The sequence below is a fragment of the [Clostridium] saccharolyticum WM1 genome (assembly GCF_000144625.1).
GTDB lineage: Bacteria > Bacillota > Clostridia > Lachnospirales > Lachnospiraceae > Lacrimispora > Lacrimispora saccharolytica.
In genome coordinates this window covers 404688-419838 of sequence record NC_014376.1, presented here as the reverse complement: position 1 = coordinate 419838, position 15151 = coordinate 404688, and the positions used below count along the sequence as shown (strand labels likewise).

Annotated in this window: 15 protein-coding genes; 2 read left to right on the top strand and 13 right to left on the bottom strand. The window is 46.7% G+C overall.

Translation table 11 applies throughout. The features are described from left to right. Positions 1 to 80 precede the first annotated feature (80 nt). Both CLOSA_RS02025 and CLOSA_RS02020 read right to left on the bottom strand, forming a co-directional pair. Positions 81 to 809: an RluA family pseudouridine synthase gene (locus CLOSA_RS02025; protein WP_013271121.1), complete on the bottom strand. Its 729-nt coding sequence runs from the start codon at positions 807 to 809 to the stop codon at positions 81 to 83. Next, the gene (locus tag CLOSA_RS02020; protein WP_013271120.1) at positions 791 to 1528 is read right to left on the bottom strand and encodes a nitroreductase family protein; all 738 of its coding nucleotides are present in this window, start codon (positions 1526 to 1528) and stop codon (positions 791 to 793) included. Before CLOSA_RS02020 ends, CLOSA_RS02025 begins: the two co-directional genes overlap by 19 nt. Before the next feature lie 204 nt (positions 1529 to 1732). Here CLOSA_RS02020 and trhA point away from each other — a divergent pair, with 204 nt between their 5' ends. Continuing rightward, on the top strand, positions 1733 to 2380 hold the full coding sequence (trhA, locus tag CLOSA_RS02015; protein ID WP_013271119.1) for a PAQR family membrane homeostasis protein TrhA: 648 nt from the start codon (positions 1733 to 1735) through the stop codon (positions 2378 to 2380). A gap of 49 nt (positions 2381 to 2429) precedes the next feature. Here trhA and CLOSA_RS02010 read toward each other — a convergent pair whose 3' ends face one another. The 11 genes from CLOSA_RS02010 to spoIIID form a co-directional block, all read right to left on the bottom strand. Continuing rightward, a complete protein-coding gene (locus tag CLOSA_RS02010; protein ID WP_013271118.1) occupies positions 2430 to 2675 on the bottom strand; it encodes a GIY-YIG nuclease family protein in 246 nt (81 codons plus the stop codon). Positions 2676 to 2960: 285 nt separating this feature from the next. Further along, positions 2961 to 4532, bottom strand: coding sequence for a DUF3794 and LysM peptidoglycan-binding domain-containing protein (locus tag CLOSA_RS02005; protein WP_013271117.1), 1572 nt, complete (start codon positions 4530 to 4532; stop codon positions 2961 to 2963). Positions 4533 to 4652: 120 nt separating this feature from the next. Then, entirely contained in the window at positions 4653 to 5366 is a 714-nt protein-coding gene (cysE, locus tag CLOSA_RS02000; protein ID WP_013271116.1) for a serine O-acetyltransferase, read from the bottom strand. Between the two features lie 171 nt (positions 5367 to 5537). Further along, entirely contained in the window at positions 5538 to 5969 is a 432-nt protein-coding gene (locus CLOSA_RS01995; RefSeq protein ID WP_013271115.1) for a protease complex subunit PrcB family protein, read from the bottom strand. A gap of 66 nt (positions 5970 to 6035) precedes the next feature. Then, positions 6036 to 6917 (bottom strand): N-carbamoylputrescine amidase, encoded by an 882-nt coding sequence (aguB, locus tag CLOSA_RS01990; protein ID WP_013271114.1) that lies wholly within the window; start codon positions 6915 to 6917, stop codon positions 6036 to 6038. Positions 6918 to 6972: 55 nt separating this feature from the next. Continuing rightward, the gene (gene aguA, locus CLOSA_RS01985) at positions 6973 to 8067 is read right to left on the bottom strand and encodes an agmatine deiminase (RefSeq protein ID WP_013271113.1); all 1095 of its coding nucleotides are present in this window, start codon (positions 8065 to 8067) and stop codon (positions 6973 to 6975) included. 29 nt (positions 8068 to 8096) lie between these two features. Then, on the bottom strand, positions 8097 to 9218 hold the full coding sequence (nspC, locus tag CLOSA_RS01980; RefSeq protein WP_013271112.1) for a carboxynorspermidine decarboxylase: 1122 nt from the start codon (positions 9216 to 9218) through the stop codon (positions 8097 to 8099). 7 nt (positions 9219 to 9225) lie between these two features. Then, on the bottom strand, positions 9226 to 10494 hold the full coding sequence (locus CLOSA_RS01975) for a saccharopine dehydrogenase family protein (protein WP_013271111.1): 1269 nt from the start codon (positions 10492 to 10494) through the stop codon (positions 9226 to 9228). Then, positions 10491 to 11348 (bottom strand): polyamine aminopropyltransferase, encoded by an 858-nt coding sequence (gene speE / locus CLOSA_RS01970; RefSeq protein ID WP_013271110.1) that lies wholly within the window; start codon positions 11346 to 11348, stop codon positions 10491 to 10493. The genes CLOSA_RS01975 and speE overlap by 4 nt, the downstream gene beginning before the upstream one ends. 6 nt (positions 11349 to 11354) lie before the next feature. Next, positions 11355 to 12827: an aminotransferase class I/II-fold pyridoxal phosphate-dependent enzyme gene (locus CLOSA_RS01965; protein ID WP_013271109.1), complete on the bottom strand. Its 1473-nt coding sequence runs from the start codon at positions 12825 to 12827 to the stop codon at positions 11355 to 11357. 534 nt (positions 12828 to 13361) lie between these two features. After that, complete coding sequence (spoIIID, locus tag CLOSA_RS01960; protein WP_013271108.1) at positions 13362 to 13634, bottom strand: sporulation transcriptional regulator SpoIIID; 273 nt, start codon at positions 13632 to 13634, stop codon at positions 13362 to 13364. A 446-nt stretch (positions 13635 to 14080) separates the two neighbouring features. On the opposite strand from spoIIID, the gene CLOSA_RS01955 reads away from it, so the two are divergent. Continuing rightward, complete coding sequence (locus tag CLOSA_RS01955) at positions 14081 to 15118, top strand: HD-GYP domain-containing protein (protein ID WP_166431293.1); 1038 nt, start codon at positions 14081 to 14083, stop codon at positions 15116 to 15118. The last annotated feature ends 33 nt before the right edge of the window (positions 15119 to 15151 follow it).

Below are 15151 nucleotides of genomic sequence, written 5' to 3'. Positions count from 1 at the left end.
TGTACTTCTTTTGTACAATCACTATTATGAGCCGTAGGGAATGAAAATATGCGAAATCTCTTTAGTAAAAAATTCCTTCTTTATGCCATTTCCGGCAATAAGAACGTTTCAAAAATATCTCCCTTTGGTTTTACGGAAAAAGTCATCCGTTTCTTCGTAACCGGATGGGTAAAGGTAAGGCTGTAAGCAAACAAAGCCACATTACCGCTGCGGTATCCCTTCTGAAAAAGAGGATTATACTTTTGGTCTCCCCAAAGGGGTGTTCCATGGCCAGCCATCTGCACCCGGATCTGATGATGGCGGCCGGTTTTTAAAATGATCTTAGCCAGGCTGCATACCTCATTCCCTATGCTCCGTTCATCCACAATCTGGTAGGATAGTTCTGCAAGCTTTGCACCTTTTATCCCCTTATCCACAATTTTTGAACAATTATTTTTTCCGTCCTTCCACAAATAATCCACGTATGCTCCAAAGTTTTCCACAGGTTTTCCACAAACCACTGCATAATAGATTTTCTCCATCTGATGCATGGAAACCTGCCTGCTTAAAGACTCTGCAGCGTCTTTTGTTTTAGCATAAACCATGACGCCCCCCACCGGTTTGTCCAGCCTGTGGATAACTCCCACATATGGCTCCCCTTGCTTTGGGGATAATCTGTTGATATGTTTCTTTACCTCGCTGACCATATCCGGCTCAAAGGATCTGGCTGATTGGGATTCCATTCCCACCGGCTTTTCCGCCACCAGTATCTCTTCATCCTCGTATAATATGTTTAGCTCCATGGCTTCCTTTACTCCTCTTTCTTCCATGACTCTATCATGGCCTCCATTGACCGGCTCATTTCAGTGCTGAAATCAGAATTCCATTTGCGTTTGCAAAATGCCTTTACCCAGTGTTCAAAATCCTCTTCCCTGCCCTGAATACGCTTAAGTTCCCGGGTGAATTCCTCAGGATCTAAACGGCGGTAGGAATTTTCAAACACCACAGCCTCAGGCCTAAGCCGTTCCGGCTTCTTCCTCTCCGCCTGCTGCTTTGTAGGGTATCCAAAGACTACCATTGCAGCCGGAACTGCATACTTAGGAAGGCCGAACAAATCTCTGTGTGTCTCATACTGCTCCATAATATCCCCGATGTAGCAGGAGCCTATGCCCAGGGATTCTGCTGCCACAACCGCATTCTGTGCGGCGATCAGTGCATCATCACAGGCCAGCATAAGATCTCCCAGGCCAGGTTTTCTGACCACATCCTCATAATGGCAGAACAACTCGTACCACCTATGATAATCGGCCACAAAAACAAGCACCAAAGGCGCTTTTGCAATAAATGGCTGGTTGTCACAGGTTATTGATAAGGTTTCCTTCCGCTTCTGGTCCGTCACGTCAATGATGGAATACAAGGTCATGTTCCCGGCAGTGGGGGCCTGTAACGCCGCTTCCAAAATAGCCGCCTTTTTCTCCGGTTCAATGACCCGTTCCTCATATACACGGACGGATTTTCTTTCCATAAGTTCTTTAATCGTCTGATTCATAGGGCGGTCATACCTTCCTTTCCCTTTCTTCCCTTCCTCTATTCATTATATTTTATTGTTTCAATTCTGGCAAACCCCTTTTTGAACTTTATACCGTAAAAAACAGTTGCATTTTTTTAGCTAAAAGAGTATAGTGAATAAAGATGTGATACATAGTATTAATTACTACATCATAGGTTATCATTTTCTACAAGGAGGTTTGTTATGGAATTTAAAATCAAAGATCCGGTCAGTGCCATCACTCATTTCATCGCCATGATACTGGCACTCGTTGCCGCAACCCCGCTGCTTATTAAGGCTTCATCCGACGGAAGGCTACATCTGGCCGCATTAACGGTCTTTTGCATCAGCATGGTCTTTCTTTATGCAGCCAGCACCATCTATCATACCCTTGATATCTCTCCCAAGATAAACCGTCTGTTAAAAAAAATAGATCACATGATGATCTTCATCCTGATTGCAGGAACCTACACACCGGTTTGCCTGATCGTTCTGGGAGATGAGACCGGCTGGGGCCTGCTGGCTCTTGTATGGGGAATCGCTGTTACAGGGATTCTGATTAAAGCCTGCTTTATCATGTGCCCCAAATGGTTTTCTTCCAGTCTTTACATTGCCATGGGCTGGGTGTGTGTTCTGGCATTTACAAAGATCATAGATGCTCTTTCTCCTGCCGGGTTCCTCTGGCTGCTGGCCGGAGGCATCATCTACACCCTGGGCGGTATCATTTATGCCCTGAAGCTTCCTGTTTTCAACGCCAAACACAAAAGCTTCGGCTCCCACGAGATTTTTCACCTCTTTGTCATGGGAGGAAGCCTGTGCCATTATATCCTGATGTACCATTTTGTTGCCTAGAACGGGTAAAACCGTCAGTCCCCTGCTTTTGCGGTCCTGACGGTTTTTCTCATCCAATTTCCCCCATGAGCTTTAGCTTGTCCCTCCTGGAAAGCTTTTTTATTGCAGCCTCACGGCGCATAGCCTCTTCCTTCGTGGAAAATTCTTCCCAATAGGCTAAAACCACAGGCCTGCGCGCTTTTGTGTATTTTGCTCCTTTTCCCTGGTTGTGGGCGGACAGGCGTTTCTCCAAATGGTTTGTCCAGCCGCAGTACAGAGTATCATCCGCACATTTTAAAATATAGGTGTAATTCATGATCTTCATTCTCCGGTATCGGTAATTCAGGATATGTAAACGGTAATAACGCCTTGCAATCACGTCACTACCGTCCAGGGTAACCTGTCATCTATCTAAAGCACCAGCTGGATGCGTTTTGGCGCCATCGATGGTTGAAGCTATAGCTTAGCTATAGTATATTATATAACAGGGCAAGCTGATATGTGAATAGCAATCTTTATCTTACCCTTTTTTAAAAAAATCATTCAAAGTCTAAACCAAATATGCCAGGCAAAAGTGAATCCTTCTGCCTGGCATTCCATTTTAAGACAATTCTTTTACAAGAATCAGACGATCCCCCGGTTTTACGGATTTATCTGTCAAACCATTGGTGGCTATGATGGTATCTATGGTGGTATGGAATTTTTTTGCAATTTTCCAAAGAGAATCTTCTGGCTGTACGATGTATCCCACAATTCCAGGAAGTTTCTGCAAGCTGTTTAAATCCATGGGAGCTTCCGACGCATTGGTAATGATTTGCTGGCAAACCGGCTGGAGAGCCAGTAAGTCAAGGGAAATCGTCGACTTCACTTCAATGGTTCCTCCGCCCATCATAACAGCGCTTAGCTGCTCTAAGCCCGGATTTAACTGACAGATGGTCTTATCATTGATCCCCGGTGCCTCAATGAGGTAATGGAAGGGGATATCCTCCACCGCCGACTGGATAGGCTGGCTGTCGTCAGAGGTCATATAAAGAATCCGCACCTCTATCACACCTTCCACATGAAGTCCGTCCTCCTTGATCTCCGTATCATCAATTTTGACCGCTCCCTCACTGTGGCAGATCTGAAGAATCCGGTCCGCCTGATCCAGGCTGATTTTCTCCACGATCTTGCACTTGCTCATGTTCTTCGTCAGGATCTTATCAAAACAGGCTTCCCCTGTCTGCAGCGTCAGCTCCCGGTTGGTGGAATATAAATCATTAAGCAGCTCCATATTCTCTTCCCTGTAAAGCTTCATATCCAATTCAAGAACCGCGTCTGCATCCATTTCCCGCATCTCGCCGTCAGAATCCGGCTTTGCTTCTATGTCCTTATGGATCAAATGTACCGTCACCACGGGAACCATATCCTCAGTCATATCCGGCACATCCAGTTCTCCTGAAAACGGAATACTTTCCTCAATCCACTGGATGGGGGCTCCTTCCCCTTCTCCCTGGTAAATAACAAAAACCAGCAGTTCCCCGTCAAGCATCATTTTTCCATCCATGGGCCTGGTGGCTACGCTTCTCAGCTTCATCTCGGTCCACAGAATATGATCAATGTTTGGCTTGTTTCCTGACAAGGTAGTGGTATCCTTGATCCGGAATGTATCTTTGTGGCGGAGCGCTACGGAAACCACATCCAGATTGCGGCGGAGAGTTTCCACCATAGGCACATCGGAGGAAGCGCTTCCCGTGTCCACATCTACGGCAGCGTTTACGTCGCAGGAGGTTTCTACCTTCACGGTAAGCGTTACGATTGCCTTTACACTCAGCTTCCTGGAATTAATGATCCCTGCGTTCAAATCCTCAAGCTCCCATGCCAGCTGGACGATATCCCTTTCCTCCAGTCCGGGCACATTGATGGGTTCCTCAAAGTTAATGCTTCCTGAAAGGGTCTGAAGCCCTCCTTCCGCTCCCCGGTAGAGGATCATAAAGTCCAGCTTTCCCCGGACCACCACACGCTCTGTCTGGTTTTTAACAGAATCAATGGTAATTTCACCGGAACTTAAAATCATCTGATCCACGTCATCCATACTGTCAGGGACGATGAAATCATCGTCAAGAGTAATCTGAGACGTAGCATATCCTTTCCAGCGATTCATATGTATGTTTTTCTTCACCAGCTCCAACATAAAAAAGCACCTGCCTTACCTTCTTTATTCCTTTAAGAAAGTTTATGCAGGTGCATGTTTCATTATACTTTTTTTGTTCCCATTCCACTACTTCAGGAAAAACATAGGCTTCAAAAGCTTCTATTCCCTGTTTCCTTCTTCCTCAGACCGTTCTTCAGGAGAAGCCTCCGTCTGGATCGCCCCTTCCTTTTCCCTGTACGATGAAAGCTCTTTCTGAAGCTTTAAAAGCGTTTCTTCCATATCCCTGACCCGCTCCTCCATCTTGCAGTAATGGTCCATTGTCACCAGATTGCTCTCCTTCTTTGGAAGAGGGACGCCGTCTATCTTCACCGCACGGGCGGGGATTCCCACCGCTGTCACATTGCTCTCCAAAGGCTTTAAAAGCACAGCATTGGCCGCTATGGTACAATTATCTCCCACCTCAAAGGATCCTAAGATCTTTGCCCCTGCGCCTACGGTTACATTATTCCCAAGGGTGGGATGACGTTTTCCCTTGTTAAGTCCTACCCCTCCCAAGGTTACACCCTGGTAAATGGTACAGTTATCTCCAACCACCGTGGTCTCTCCGATGACCACTCCGCAGCCATGGTCAATTAAAATCCCGTGTCCCATCTGAGCTCCGGGATGGATCTCGATCAGTGTAAAGAATCTAGCCAGCTGGGAAATAAACCTGGCAATAAAAAACATCCTGTGCTGGTAAAACCAATGGGCAAAGCGATGCCAAATCAGCGCATGGACTCCCTGATACAGCAAAAGCACCTCCAGCTTGCTTCTGGCCGCCGGATCCCGCTCCTTTACTGCTGACACATCAAGCCATATATCCTTTAATATCATATGATCTTCCTCTTTTCCTTACTGCCTATTCCTGTTTGAAGTAGTATATCATATGACAGCCTAAGAAAAAAGGGGAATTTACAGTTTTCCACGGTAGGAATCCATATTATCCCCGCAAAAACAGCCGTCCCGCATTTGCCATCTGCGGAACGGCTGTTTTCTCCTTATTTCCTACTGGAACACCACCGGAAGCTCCGACATCTCTGTTTGAATGACGATGAATGGATAGGAGGGTTCTGTCCCCGTATTTTCCCCCTTTTCCGGTCCGATCAGCTCCGTGTCCAGGACAATGGAATTATCCGTCAAATACAGTTCATTTACTGCGATGCTGTAACCTCCGCTGGCCTGTTTTCCATAACCAACTACTATGTATAGATTCTTATCATCGCTGTAGGTCAGCTTAAAAGGCGACTGCTGCTTCTCCGCAATGATCTGTCTAAGTTCCTGCGGAATATCCGCGTCAGCTACCACGGTAAGTTCCATATCCCGTACTTTATCCCCATTATCCCCGTTAAAAGTGCACCCGCTTAAAGTACGTACAACCAATACCCACATGGCCAGGCCGAAAAAAATCATCCATTTTCTGCTTAACAGTCTCTTCATAGCACACTCCCCAACTTATTGATTATTACTATATATATGGGGAGAGTGCCGGTTTTATGAATAAATTTACGCCTTTTTGCTGATATCCCCATACATCCCTGGCCTGCGGTCCCGGAAAAGTCCCCAGTTTCTCCGGTCGGCCGCCAACTGGTCAAGGTCAAAGGAAGCGCATATAACGCCTTCCTCCTCCCTGTCCATAGATGCTACCAGAGCCCCGGTATGGTCCGTGATAAAGGAGGAACCATAAAATTTCAGAGAGGAACATTGATTCCCATTTTCCATGCATGGAATCACGGATTCTACTCCTACCCGGTTTGCTGCAAGAACCGGGATGATATTGGAAGCAGAATGCCCCTGCATGCAGCGCCTCCAGTGCTCCATACTGTCACATTCCAGAATAGGCTCGCTCCCAATCGCCGTAGGATATAAAATCAGCTCCGCTCCCTGTAAGGCCAGGCATCTTGCAGTCTCAGGAAACCATTGGTCCCAGCAGATTCCTATGCCTATTTTCCCGTATCTGGTATCAAACACCCGGAAGCCCGTATCTCCGGGAGTGAAATAAAATTTTTCCTGGTAATAATGGTCATCCGGGATGTGGGTTTTCCGGTATACCCCAAGATTTGTCCCATCCCCGTCAAGGACTGCCACCGAGTTAAACATGGTATTTCCAGACTGTTCATAAAAACTGATGGGCAGGACCACTTGAAGCTCAGCGGCAATTCCTGCAAAATGCTTTACCGCCTGGTTCTCCTCTGCCGGTTTTGCATAATCATAAAAGTCATACCGCCGTTCCTGACAAAAATACGGCCGTTCAAACAGCTCCGGAAGAAGAATCACATTGGCACCTTCCTCCGCTGCCTGCCTTACCAGCCTTTCCCCATGCTCTATATTTTTTTTAACGTCATCGCAGCATTTCATCTGAACTGCTGCCGCTGTTATCATTCTCATGAAACCCTCCTTCCGGTATCTGCGTTACAGATCACGATACAAAGACATCGCTGAACTACAACGGAATTTGTTGTGTGATGCAGTGAATATTACCGCCTCCCACAATGATATCTCTTGCATACACCGGATAGATCTTTCTCTCCGGGAAGCACTCCCCTAAGATACGAACCGCCTCTGAATCGTGATCATCACCAAACTGGGGTACTACCACCCCGCCGTTGGATATATAAAAATTCACATAACTGGCGGCCAGACGCTCACCAGCCTCCCTTTCATCCTCTCCAGGCTCAAAGGACAGGCCGGTAAGCTCCTCCTCTGTTATGCAGACCGGCTTTTTCGGTATTGGGAGCTTGTGAATCTTAAAATGTCTTCCTGCTGCATCTGTTTCTTTCTCAAGAATCCTTAAATCGGCCAGGGACATTTCATACTGAGGGTCATGTTGATCATCTGTCCAGGCTAAGACCACTTCTCCCGGCCGGACAAAAGCGCAGACATTATCCACGTGCTCGTTGGTTTCATCCTGATAGATGCCCGCTTTCAGCCAGATGACTTTCACGGCTCCCAGATAACATTTTAACTGCTCCTGGATCTGAAGCTTTGTAAGAGAAGGATTCCGGCCCGGGCTTAATAAACAGCTTTCCGTCACCAAAAGCGTGCCCTCTCCGTCAGAATGAATAGAGCCCCCTTCCAGGACAAAATGCCCCGCATCATAGACCGGATATCCAAATCGCTCGCAAAAACGCCCTGCAAGCAGGTCATCCTTCTTCCAGTCCGGATACAGCCCGTCAAAGGTTCCGCCCCAGGCATTGAATTGCCAGTCGATCCCCCTTACCCTGCGGTCCTTATTCACAACAAAGGTAGGCCCCACATCCCTTGCCCATGCATCATCGGACTCCATGACAGCAATCTGAATCCTGCCGGAAAGCATCTCTCTTGCATTTTCCGCTACATCTTCCTCTGCCAGCATAATCACCTGCTCGCTGTCTGCTATGGCCTCTGCGATCCTTGCAAAGGCCTTCCTTGCTTTTCCGGCCCCGAAGGGCCAGGAGCCGGGCCGTTTGGGCCAGATCATGATACAGCCCCAATGGGGCTCAAATTCTCCAGGCATGTAAAACCCGTCTTTTGCCGGGAGGCTTTTTAATTTCTCCATAGTTTGTCTCCTAATGAACAAGCGGGCAGTCAGGCCAGCCGGTTCTTAAAATCCTCATAGCCGAACCTTTTTATAACATGGCAGTCCCCTTCCTTATCCATAATGGCTATGGCAGGAAGGGGCATTCCGTTAAAGGTGTTGTTCTTAACCATGGAATAAATGGCCATATCCATAAAATACAGCTTATCCCCCGGCTTTAATTCCCTGTCAAAGGAATAATCCCCGATCACATCTCCTGCCAGACAGGTGCAGGAGGAAAGCCGGTAGGTAAAAGCTTTTTCTCCCGGCTTTCCGCTGTCCTTTAAAGGGGGCCGATACGGCATTTCCAGAACATCAGGCATATGACAGGCTGCGGAAGCGTCAAGGATCAGAGTCTTTATCCCGTTATCCACCACATCCATGACCTCTGTCACCAGATATCCTGCATTGAGAGCAACCGCCTCTCCCGGTTCCAGATAAACCTGCAGGCCGTATTTTTCCTTTATCCTCTTTATACAGGTCTCCAGCAGTCCGATGTCGTAATCCTCTCTGGTAATGTGATGTCCTCCGCCCATGTTCAGCCAGGACAGTCCGGATAAATACTTTCCGAACTTTTCCTCCACCGCATCCAAAGTCTTTTTTAAATCATCGGAGTTCTGTTCACACAAGGTGTGAAAATGGAACCCGGAAAGCCAGGGAAGCCACTCCTCCTTAAAATGATCAAGGGGAACACCAAGTCTTGAACCGGGAGCACAGGGATCATAAATTTCATGACCTTCCTGGGTAGAGCACTGGGGGTTGATCCGGATGCCGGCCTTCACCCCGCCCAAAGAATTATGATACTTTTCAAGCTGGGAAAAGGAGTTGAATACAATATGATCGCAGATTTCCGTCAGCTCCTTAAAGTCCTCCTCCTTATATGCCGGAGCGAAAACATGAGTTTCAAGTCCCATCTCCTCCCGTCCCAGCCTGGCCTCGTAAAGTCCGCTGGCAGTCGTTCCGTCAAGGTATCTGCCTATGAGAGGATACTCTGCAAAGCAGGAAAATGCCTTCTGGGCCAGAAGAATCCGGCATCCGGTACTTTCCTTTACCTTCTTTAAAATATCCAGGTTCTTTTCCAGCCTTCCCTCATCAATCACATAGCAGGGAGTCTTTAAATCCTCAATCCTCATTCTTTTTCTATCTCCATACCGTAACGGTTTCCGGGTCCTCGCATACTACCCAGGGAAGTCCCCATTTGTTTAAAGCTTCCATGTAGGGATCCGGATCAAACTCTTCTACATTGAATACGCCCGGATTCTTCCACTGGCCGGTTACCACCATCATGGCCCCGATCATGGCCGGAACCCCGGTGGTATAAGAAATGGCCTGGGACTCCACCTCTTTGTAGCATTCCTCATGGTCGCATACGTTGTAGATGTAAATGGTCTTTTCCTTCCCATCCTTTACTCCCGTGAAGATGCAGCCGATGTTGGTCTTTCCCTTGGTCCTTGGGCCAAGAGATGCCGGATCAGGGAGCAGGGCCTTTAAAAACTGAATGGGCACGATCTCCTGCCCGTTAAACATCACAGGAGAGGTAGAAAGCATACCTACGTTTTCCAGACATTTCATATGGGTCAAGTAGCTTTGTCCAAAGGTCATGAAGAAACGGATCCTCTTTACTCCAGGAATGTTCTTTGCCAGGGATTCGATCTCCTCGTGGTGAAGCAGGTACATATCCTTTTCCCCTACTTGAGGGAAATGATATCTGGATTTAATCTCCATAGGCTCTGTCTCAATCCAGCGGCCCTCCTCCCAATAAGAACCATTGGAAGACACTTCTCTTAAGTTGATTTCCGGATTGAAGTTGGTGGCAAAGGGATATCCATGATCCCCTCCGTTGCAGTCCAGAATATCGATGGTATGGATCTCATCAAAATAATGCTTTAAGGCATAGGCGGAAAAAACACTGGTAACCCCCGGATCGAATCCGGTTCCAAGGAGGGCGGTGATATTGGCCTTTTCAAAACGCTCCTTATAATCCCACTGCCAGGAATAATCAAAAAGGGCGGTAAACCCAAGCTCCTTGCAGCGCTTCTCATAGATCGCCTTCCATTCCGGATCATCGGTATTCTCAGGCTCAAAATTAGCGGTATCAATATAATCCACCCCTGTTGCCAGACATGCATCCATGATGGTTAAATCCTGATAGGGAAGTGCCACGTTTAACACTGCATCCGGCTTATAATCCTTTATGAGGGCAATGACCTCATCCACATGATCCGCATCCACTTTCGCCGTCTCGATCCTGGTTTTTGTTGTTCCTGCAAGCTTATCCTTTAAGGCATCACATTTTTCCTTTGTCCTGCTTGCGATACAGATGTCCGTAAACACCTCACTGTTCTGACAGCATTTGTGGATTGCTACTGAAGCAACCCCGCCGCACCCGATAACTAATAATCTGCTCATTCTTTTTCCTCCTCTTCCAGTAAATCTTCCACATATTTAGGCAGCATGAAAGCGCCCGTATGAAGATTGGTTGTATAGTACCATGTTTCAATTTTTAACTGATTCCATGCTGCTGGCTTAAAGTCATTGACGGGATGATATTTTTTTGATGCGAACCCAAACAGCCAGTAGCCTGACGGGCAGGTAGGAATATGGGCCTGATAAACACGGCTGATGGGGAAGGATCGGTATACCTTCCGGTGCATACTCCTGCAGGCTGCCTCATCCTCATCATAAAACGGACTTCCATGCTGATAAACCATGATGCCGTCGCTTCGCAGCGCCTTATAGCAGCTGCCGTAGAACTCCTTGGTAAACAGCCCTTCCGTATGTCCGAAGGGGTCCGTGGAGTCATTGATGATCAGATCATACGCTTCTTTCTTGTTTCTTAAGAAACGGAGCCCGTCATCGTAATAGACCTTGACCCGGGGGTCAGAAAGGCCGCAGGATACCTCCGGAAAAATATCCCTGCAAACATCCACAAACAGCTTATCCGTCTCAACCACATCAATAGACCGGATCAGGGGATACTGCAGAAGCTCCTTTGCCACCCCTCCGTCGCCGCCTCCGATGATCAGCACATCTCTTACATTGGGATGAACTGCCATAGGTACATGAGTAACCATTTCATCGTAAATAAATTCATCCTTTTCAGAAAAAACAATATCTCCATCTAATGATACAAACTTCCCAAATTCCTGGGATTCAAACACGTCGATCCTCTGGTACTCACTTTCACCGGAAAAAAGCTGTTTGTCGATCCGCACGGAAAGCTTTACATTGGAGGTGTGAAATTTCGAAAACCATATCTCCATTTGTTCCTACCTCTCCCCTTCCCTGATCTGCTCCTTTAATACCATCAGCCGTTCCACAGCCGGGTCTTCGGTTCCCTGCATGGAGCATCCCACTTCCCTGGCATAAATGATGTACTCCACGATCTCTTCTGTAATCATCTCCCCCGGTGCCAGAATCGGAATTCCGGGAGGATAGCACATGACAAACTCCCCGCTGATCCTTCCTGCGGATTCCCTTACGGGAACGGATATTTTTTGTGAATAAAAGGCCTTTTGGGGGGATACTGCCACTTTGGGAGCAATGTATTCTCCCGACAGCATTCCTGCTCTGTCTTTCTTATAAAGGCGTTCAATATCCGCCAGGGCCCCCACCAGGCGTTCTATATCCTGGATCCTGTCACCGATGGAGATATAGGCAAGGAGATTGCAGATATCTCCGAATTCGATCTGAATATCATATTCATCCCGAAGGAGATCATAAACCTCAATACCAGCCAGTCCATTCCCCAGGGTATAGACGGATAGCTTTGTTACATCATAATCAAAAATACTGGTCCCATTGATCAAGTCCCTTCCATAGGCATAGTACCCGCCGATGGAATTGATCTCTCCTCTGGCGTACTCCGCCATTTCCACTACCTTTGCAAAGGACTCTTCTCCCCGCAGAGCCAGATTCCTTCTGGATATATCAAGGCTTGACAAAAGCAGGTAAGAGGCGCTGGTGGTCTGGGTCAAATTTATGATCTGGCGTACATAATCTCCATTCACCCCTTTGTTTAACAGGAGCAGGGAGCTTTGTGTTAAGCTTCCTCCTGACTTATGCATGGATACCGCCGCCATATCGGCCCCTGCTTCCATAGCGGAAACCGGAAGGCCTTTTCCGAAATAAAGATGAGTCCCATGAGCTTCGTCCGCAAGGACCTTCATCCCATGGGCATGAGCCACCCGGACAATGGAACGAATATCAGAGCAAATACCGTAATAGGTAGGATTGTTGACAAATACTGCCGCTGCGTCAGGATTTTCCTGGATCGCCTTTTCCACCTGACCGATCTCCATGCCAAGGGAGATGCCCAGCATGCTGTTCACTTCCGGATTTACATAAATCGGAACCGCTCCGCATAATACCAGGGCATTTAAGGCACTTCTGTGGACATTTCTTGGCAGGATGATCTTATCTCCCGCCTTGCATACGGACAGGATCATGCTCTGAACCGCCGATGTGGTCCCTCCCACCATTAAGAATGCATCTGCTGCCCCAAAAGCCTCCGCTGTCAGCCGTTCCGCTTCCCGGATCACGGAAACAGGATGGCATAAATTATCAAGGGGTTTCATGGAATTTACATCAAGTCCCACACACCGCTCCCCCAAAAGCCTGGCAAGCTCTGGATTTCCTCTTCCCCTTTTATGGCCCGGCACGTCAAAAGGAACCACCCTTTTTTTTTGGAATGTTTCAAGAGCTTCATAAATAGGCGCCCTCATCTGATCTTTTTTATTCATATGGACTTTACCTTTCCTTGTCACGGGAATAACACTCCCTCTTTTGTCACTGAAGCCAAAGCGGCGCCTGATGGGCGCATGTTTTTTCACAGCAAAAAGGCAGGTGATCTGCCATCACCTGCCTGTAATTTCATGAACCGTATTTCCAATAAGAGCATTCTGCCCTTTTTATTCATGATAATTATCGTTTTCGAGTCTACATAGCAAATATGTTGTCCCTGCTATTATTGATCGTTTCACAAGTGATGTGCTATTGCACGGATTATAAAGTAATCAACTTATAAAATTTGAGCTTTTAACTCAATCAATAATGTGGTTTCCCACGCTCGGCACCTGACCCGCCTGTCCGTCTGGGCTTAACTTCTACGAAGTGGTCAATATTTGCATGAAAACGATAATGTCTCTTCATACCGGGGTAAAGAATAACACATTTTTAGGCTTCATGTCAACTAAAATTTTTTCCAGTTCAAAAACAGCTTCTGATGGGAATCTGATTCCAGTCCCGTCAGAAGCTGTTTTCACTCCTTTGTTATGCTAATTCTTTTTGCTGCACATCTGAAGACGGTGCTGGTATTTTTCTTTGGTTGCCAGGCCGCCCCGTATATGGCGCTCGGATTTGTTAATGTCCAGGATCACCCTGGCCCGGGCTGCCAGGGACGGATTGATGTGCTCCAGTCGGTCCGTCACATCTTTATGTACCGTAGATTTGGATATCCCAAACTTCTTCGCGGTCTGCCTCACGGTCGCATGATAGTCTATGATGTAGTTGGCGATCGCAACCGCGCGTTCTTCAATATATTCCTTCAAGAAAATCCCCCTGCTAGGACGTTTTTACATACTTATGCAGGAGGAGCAGCAAGTATGAATGGTTATCCCCACAGTTTTTTTTTGGTAGAATTATTTCAATCATAAGATTCCCCTTCTTTGATCTTCTGCTTTAAAACTACCCTATGACCCTGACTGAGTCAACTCAAATTTTAATGGATATAAAAGATATAATGAGTATTTTGCACGAAATTTCCCCAGATTTTTCTCTGCCATATGAGTGTCTAAAATGTAAATTTCCATTGACGCATTTGTTAATTCCAACTATAATTTAATGTGTCATTGTGTATATATTTCCAACTTTAACATAAAAAGGAATTTACGGACAGCATAAAAAGGAAATTGAGGAACAGAAAGAAGAGACTGCGTTTTGGTCTGTTGAGGTGAAAGAATTGATTTATCTTCCTATTGAGAAATTGACTGAAGGTATGGAATTAGCCCGAAACATCCCGGGAATAAACCCAATGCTTCCTTTTGCAGTTACCGGCTGCAAATTAAGCGAACGTATGATCAACCGCATGAAAACAATCGGAATTCAAGGAGCTTATATCTGCACAGCGCTTACGGAAGGCATTGAGCCCGAAGATTTTGTGGAGCCGGAATTAAAGGCCAAAATGCTCACAAGCATCCGCGATGTCTTTGACCAAAGCTTAAAAAAATTTACTTTTCAGTCCAGCAGACAGGTGTATGCAGAAATTGCCAAAGTGGCCGAATCCGTTGTTATGAACGTCCTGAATAAGGACAAGTATCTCTTTCAGATGATTGATATCAGGGATTATGACGGTTATACTTATTCCCACAGCCTTTATGTAGGCATTTTAAGCGTTCTATTGGGGAAATATATTGGACTTTCCATTTCCAATTTAAATGACCTGGCACTTTGTGGTCTTCTTCATGACATCGGAAAAACGGATATACCGATTGATATTACCAATAAACCGGGCCCCTTAACCAGCGGTGAATTTGAAATCATGAAGCAGCACCCAAGTCTCTCCTATAAAAAGCTGGGTGAGCACTTGGTGATTTCACAGGCGGTTTTACAGGGAGTCCAAACCCATCATGAAAAATTTGACGGAACCGGATATCCTTTTGGCCTTTCAGGTAAGGATATTCCTCTTTATGCCCGGATCCTGGCCATTGCAGACGTATATGACGCTCTCAATTCCACCAGACCGTACCGGAAAGCATGGTCTCCCAGACGAATTTTTGATTATCTCACCAGCTGCTCCAACACCCATTTTGACCCGGAGCTGCTGACTGCCTTCCTGAATTGTGTTTCGGCCTATCCCATCGGTACCATTGTTCATCTCAGTGACGGAAGCTCAGCGGTTGTCAAAGATAACACACCGGGATTTTCTCTCCGTCCCATCATCCGCTTTATCAGCCCTCATCAGAAGGCGGGCAGGGATGTTGACTTATCCTGTGAATCCTTTAATCTTACGATTATTGACGATGATGATATATGAAAGTTCTTTTTTGAAAGCAGAAAGGAGCGGGCT

Bases quoted from the DNA above. Each gene is read 5' to 3' on its own strand.
- CLOSA_RS02025 (WP_013271121.1), bottom strand. From the start codon at position 809: ATGGAAGAAAGAGGAGTAAAGGAAGCCATGGAGCTAAACATATTATAC.
- CLOSA_RS02020 (WP_013271120.1), bottom strand. From the start codon at position 1,528: ATGAATCAGACGATTAAAGAACTTATGGAAAGAAAATCCGTCCGTGTA.
- trhA (WP_013271119.1), top strand. From the start codon at position 1,733: ATGGAATTTAAAATCAAAGATCCGGTCAGTGCCATCACTCATTTCATC.
- CLOSA_RS02010 (WP_013271118.1), bottom strand. From the start codon at position 2,675: ATGAATTACACCTATATTTTAAAATGTGCGGATGATACTCTGTACTGC.
- CLOSA_RS02005 (WP_013271117.1), bottom strand. From the start codon at position 4,532: ATGTTGGAGCTGGTGAAGAAAAACATACATATGAATCGCTGGAAAGGA.
- cysE (WP_013271116.1), bottom strand. From the start codon at position 5,366: ATGATATTAAAGGATATATGGCTTGATGTGTCAGCAGTAAAGGAGCGG.
- CLOSA_RS01995 (WP_013271115.1), bottom strand. From the start codon at position 5,969: ATGAAGAGACTGTTAAGCAGAAAATGGATGATTTTTTTCGGCCTGGCC.
- aguB (WP_013271114.1), bottom strand. From the start codon at position 6,917: ATGAGAATGATAACAGCGGCAGCAGTTCAGATGAAATGCTGCGATGAC.
- aguA (WP_013271113.1), bottom strand. From the start codon at position 8,067: ATGGAGAAATTAAAAAGCCTCCCGGCAAAAGACGGGTTTTACATGCCT.
- nspC (WP_013271112.1), bottom strand. From the start codon at position 9,218: ATGAGGATTGAGGATTTAAAGACTCCCTGCTATGTGATTGATGAGGGA.
- CLOSA_RS01975 (WP_013271111.1), bottom strand. From the start codon at position 10,494: ATGAGCAGATTATTAGTTATCGGGTGCGGCGGGGTTGCTTCAGTAGCA.
- speE (WP_013271110.1), bottom strand. From the start codon at position 11,348: ATGGAGATATGGTTTTCGAAATTTCACACCTCCAATGTAAAGCTTTCC.
- CLOSA_RS01965 (WP_013271109.1), bottom strand. From the start codon at position 12,827: ATGAATAAAAAAGATCAGATGAGGGCGCCTATTTATGAAGCTCTTGAA.
- CLOSA_RS01955 (WP_166431293.1), top strand. From the start codon at position 14,081: ATGGAATTAGCCCGAAACATCCCGGGAATAAACCCAATGCTTCCTTTT.